The sequence below is a fragment of the Ureibacillus endophyticus genome (assembly GCF_003628435.1).
In the GTDB taxonomy this organism is placed as follows: Bacteria; Bacillota; Bacilli; order Bacillales_A; family Planococcaceae; genus Ureibacillus; species Ureibacillus endophyticus.
Genome location: NZ_RBZN01000090.1, coordinates 1 through 3,915, shown reverse-complemented (window position 1 = coordinate 3,915; position 3,915 = coordinate 1). Strand labels below are relative to the sequence as shown.

Annotated in this window: 7 protein-coding genes; 6 read left to right on the top strand and 1 reads right to left on the bottom strand. The window is 35.7% G+C overall.

Annotation, left to right across the window (positions count from 1 at the left end):
- The first annotated feature begins 161 nt into the window (after nt 1-161).
- From D8M03_RS17195 to D8M03_RS17185, 3 genes are read left to right on the top strand one after another with little or no spacing between them, the layout of a single operon-like run.
- Complete coding sequence (locus D8M03_RS17195; protein ID WP_121216015.1) at nt 162-1,025, top strand: tyrosine-type recombinase/integrase; 864 nt, start codon at nt 162-164, stop codon at nt 1,023-1,025.
- A 24-nt stretch (nt 1,026-1,049) separates the two neighbouring features.
- On the top strand, nt 1,050-1,442 hold the full coding sequence (locus D8M03_RS17190) for a hypothetical protein (protein WP_121216014.1): 393 nt from the start codon (nt 1,050-1,052) through the stop codon (nt 1,440-1,442).
- Nucleotides 1,442-1,741, top strand: a complete 300-nt coding sequence (locus D8M03_RS17185) for a DUF960 family protein (protein ID WP_121216013.1) — start codon at nt 1,442-1,444, stop codon at nt 1,739-1,741. Before D8M03_RS17190 ends, D8M03_RS17185 begins: the two co-directional genes overlap by 1 nt.
- A gap of 23 nt (nt 1,742-1,764) precedes the next feature.
- Here the strand turns inward: D8M03_RS17185 and D8M03_RS17180 are convergent, their stop codons facing one another.
- Complete coding sequence (locus tag D8M03_RS17180) at nt 1,765-2,193, bottom strand: hypothetical protein (protein WP_121216012.1); 429 nt, start codon at nt 2,191-2,193, stop codon at nt 1,765-1,767.
- A gap of 288 nt (nt 2,194-2,481) precedes the next feature.
- On the opposite strand from D8M03_RS17180, the gene D8M03_RS17175 reads away from it, so the two are divergent.
- The 3 genes from D8M03_RS17175 to D8M03_RS17170 all read left to right on the top strand — a co-directional run bounded on the left by D8M03_RS17175 (nt 2,482) and on the right by D8M03_RS17170 (nt 3,912).
- Entirely contained in the window at nt 2,482-2,727 is a 246-nt protein-coding gene (locus tag D8M03_RS17175; protein ID WP_121216011.1) for a hypothetical protein, read from the top strand.
- A 191-nt stretch (nt 2,728-2,918) separates the two neighbouring features.
- Nucleotides 2,919-3,047: a hypothetical protein gene (locus D8M03_RS18020; protein ID WP_281272174.1), complete on the top strand. Its 129-nt coding sequence runs from the start codon at nt 2,919-2,921 to the stop codon at nt 3,045-3,047.
- Nucleotides 3,048-3,231: 184 nt separating this feature from the next.
- Nucleotides 3,232-3,912: a hypothetical protein gene (locus D8M03_RS17170; protein ID WP_147404845.1), complete on the top strand. Its 681-nt coding sequence runs from the start codon at nt 3,232-3,234 to the stop codon at nt 3,910-3,912.
- Nucleotides 3,913-3,915: the final 3 nt, after the last annotated feature.

Below are 3,915 nucleotides of genomic sequence, written 5' to 3'. Positions count from 1 at the left end.
ACAAGAAAGCAATGGACGTTAAAAAAGATGACTCCGGCAGCCTACCGAAGTCATCTTATTGCGGCTTAAACACAACTATATCCCTTTTTATTAAACTGTCTATAAAATAGGGTTCAGTTCAAATAATCCGCTACTCTTTTTTTATTTTAGGAGGAAATATAATGACAGGAAATATACTAGAATCATTTCAACAATGGCTACTAGAAGATGGTAAAGCAGTGGCAACAATTGAAAGCTACATGAACGACATACGAAAGTTCAATGACTATTTGGTTGAGAAAGACTGTGATCCAGAAGTGTTGCTTAGTCGATTCTATTTCACTAGCTACATGAAACATTTAGAAGGAATGGCAGTTAGCACTCGTAACAAAAAGGTAAATTCGTTAAAGGTTTACAATGACTATTTGTTCAAAAGTAGACTAGTAGATGATATTTTTATCAGCATCAAAAGAGACAAAGTGAAGGTTGCTCATGGTTCAGAAGCAGAAGTGAGTATTTTGAATGACCAGCAGGTAGAACAGTTCCTTTTCCACCTAGAGAAAGAAACACAGCGCAACAAATTGATTGGCTACCTGCTCCTCTACACAGGCATTCGTGTGTCTGAGTTGGTAAACATCAAAATCACAGACGTTGATCAATTGACTTCCCATCTAACTGTGAAGGGCAAAGGGAAATTTCGAGAGATTCCTTTGCGAAAGGACGTCCTCGAAGCCATTCAAGTGTACCTGCAGGGCGAACGAGGCAAAAGCAAGTTTCCCGAAAGCCCCTACCTGTTGGTGAGTCAAAGAGCTGGAAAGATGCACAGAGATGCGGTCAGAAGATGGTTGGAACTCACAGGAAAACGTCTTGGATTCCACATTCACCCTCACAAGCTGCGCCACACATTTTGCACTCGTCTACTAAAAAATGGTGTGGAACTTAGTACTGTGTCCAAGTTAGCAGGTCATGCAGGAATCAACATGACAGTGAAGTACTACATCAACACATCCAAAGAAGAGAAACAAAATGCAGTGGATCTTCTATAAAACTATTTGAAAGAAGGGAAACAAATGAGAATCATTCAATGTCTGAGTGATATTGAGTATCTAAGAGCTGAGAATAAATTACCTATGCCATTAATAAAAGAAATTGAACAGGACTTTCTAGGAATATATGAAGCTGAAAATCACGATAATATCTATTTACTAAACTACCGCTTTCCATTAATGCAAGCTCTTTTTGTATTGGAGAAAGGTGATGATGTGATTGGAAGGTTTAGTGATCCATTTGCATTAGAGTTCGTAGAAAAAGTTGAGATTGGTGAAGTTGAATACTATCGTTGTGGATTACGAAAAGGACCATTTATACAACTCTACTATTCTCTAATGAATAGTCACAAAGCTGAAATTGAGGAATGGCTTCGTGAACATGCGGCTTGGAATGAAGGGATTGGTGATTTCTAATGTTCGAACCAAACAAACTGTTCTACATGACAAGAGCAATTGCAGAGGAACTCCCTGTCGAACACCAGCAATTCATTGTTCAATATATCTTGAAGCATCATCAACAACTAACCGACTACCTTCAAATATTTGAATTCTACATTGAAGACGACCAGCAATGGTTCATCCAAAGACAAGAGGAACCAGAACGAGAAACGACTATCTTTGTTGAACTAACAACAGCTAGACCAATAGAACGCAAGGTGTGGATAATGGATCAAGTTGACCATGTAATGATGCTCTTTCCTGAAGATTACTAGTATCAAAGAGAAACAGCTAGCAACTATGCTAACTGTTCTTTTTTTTGATATTCAGCAACCAAATCATCAAGGAACGCAGAAATATTGGATATGATGCCATCTGCTTTTAGTGTTTTAAGGTATTCAACAGTTTCAGGCTGTAAATGTGCAGTGAATTTCTTACGTTGATCTTGATAGCGTTCAGAAGCTTCTTTTTTCGGTCTACCTCTTTTTTCTGTGACACCTAAGTTTTTGAGTCGACTCGAAATACTAGAGATAGAACGTTCTGCACGTTGGAGTCTTGCTGTGTACAGTTGTATTTCTTGTATGTTTTGTGCTTGAGTTAGTTGTTCTTGAAGTTGTTTTTGTTCAGTTTTCTTTTGTTGTAGCGATTGGGTTAGCTGAACGATCTTCATTTCGTTTTGTTTTTTAAGTTCTAGTTTTATTCGTTCTGTACTATTGGATAAGTTCATTTAATCACCTCAAAATATATACGTTACAAACATGTTCATAATTTTTGGTCGACTTGAAATTTGTAATAACATTATTAGAAGCATAATTAGTTGAGTAAAGTAATGTGAAATTACCTAGTGCAATTACTCTTGGAGAAATAAATGCGCAAGTCACTCAATGAGGTAACCATGAAGGTTCTTTATTCTTGATTTTTATATTTTGATATCTATAAAGGAAGAAAACAATAAAAATAATAAGTCTACATAGAAGTAGATCTTGATGTAGACGTAGAAAGGGTGAAATGAAAAATGGAAAAAACACAATGGGTTATTAATGGGGAAATGTTCTCTCCAAAAATTATCGATGTTGCAACTAAGCCAAAGTTCAAGGAATCGCATACAAGGGTAACAACGTATTTGGAGAATAATCTACATGTAATTATTAAGATGCTGCTGGAGCATGGACAAATTGAATCAATCTCGGGTTTTATTAATGAAAGTATCAAGTATTATTTGATGAAGGAGAAGAATGATTTCTCAAGTAATGATTATTAGTACTAATTAATATACTTCGCTATTGATTATCGAAATGACAACTGGAATCGATTACACAGTAATATATTAGAATTCTAAGCAATACTTAAAGGTGATTTTTGAAAATCCATATTTATGTCTATGGTTATGATTGTATAATAATAGAATAATATGAATTATTCAAAATAGCCCTTAAAGGTAGGTTTAGTGATATGGCATATAATTTAACTGATGTTGGAAGAGAGGCGTTCCCTGATAAAACACCAGAGTATCAAGCTCGTAAAACTTCTTCGATTATAAGGGAGTTATTAGCGACACCATGGATTGTATTTCGCAATTGAATTGTGAGCCACTTCGCAACTAAAAAAATGAGCCATTTTCATGGACAAGATAAAGTTAGTAGCAAGTTTATCAGTAGGCTTTACATGGAGCCTCTGCGGGCATGATTCGCGCTTAAAGGGTGTAGTAGCAAGGATTTAACGCCCGCACAAGGGTATCATGCCCGCCACTCCAAATAAAGCCGAGGTGTTCTTCTGGAAAAGACAGAGTGTATTAAGTGGCTCACTGGCTCAATTAACAAGTGGTTCAATATTCGGTTGCGATATACAATGGATTGATGAAACTCAATATAGAGCGGTTGGAGCAAAGGAATATTCATTTTCTAAACCTGCATTTGATATTTGGGTCTTCTTAGTGAAGCATTATAATGATTTCAAAGACTACAATGAGCAATTTAGTAGTAAGAAGGAAAAGCAAAAAATAAATCAATTTGTGCTGGACATAATGGCTTTCAAAGAGCAAATGGAAGAATATTTAAGAAAGAAAGATAAGGATGAAGTGGATAAGTTACAAAAGGAAGAGAAATTAGTTTACCAAGAATATCAGCAACTTTCAGATGGTGATTTTAAAAATGTTTATTTGTTGTTCAATGACATTTATTACTCATCTTTACAGCATAGCGATCGAATAGTAGCAAAGTTGAAAATGAATTATATGGAGCAGGTAAATAAAGAAATTGACCGAGTGTTAAAGCAAATATATGATGTTTCAGAACCAGACGACATAACAAAGCGTGCGGAGCTATATATTGTAGACGTCAAGTCGAATTTTACACTTTTTGCTCATTTCCTTTTTACACTTCTGCTGAAAATATGCTTTTCCTATTTCTCATACGATGACTTTCCTCATCTTCTCTACCATGAATGACTT

Bases quoted from the DNA above. Each gene is read 5' to 3' on its own strand.
- D8M03_RS17195 (WP_121216015.1), top strand. From the start codon at position 162: ATGACAGGAAATATACTAGAATCATTTCAACAATGGCTACTAGAAGAT.
- D8M03_RS17190 (WP_121216014.1), top strand. From the start codon at position 1,050: ATGAGAATCATTCAATGTCTGAGTGATATTGAGTATCTAAGAGCTGAG.
- D8M03_RS17185 (WP_121216013.1), top strand. From the start codon at position 1,442: ATGTTCGAACCAAACAAACTGTTCTACATGACAAGAGCAATTGCAGAG.
- D8M03_RS17180 (WP_121216012.1), bottom strand. From the start codon at position 2,193: ATGAACTTATCCAATAGTACAGAACGAATAAAACTAGAACTTAAAAAA.
- D8M03_RS17175 (WP_121216011.1), top strand. From the start codon at position 2,482: ATGGAAAAAACACAATGGGTTATTAATGGGGAAATGTTCTCTCCAAAA.
- D8M03_RS18020 (WP_281272174.1), top strand. From the start codon at position 2,919: ATGGCATATAATTTAACTGATGTTGGAAGAGAGGCGTTCCCTGATAAA.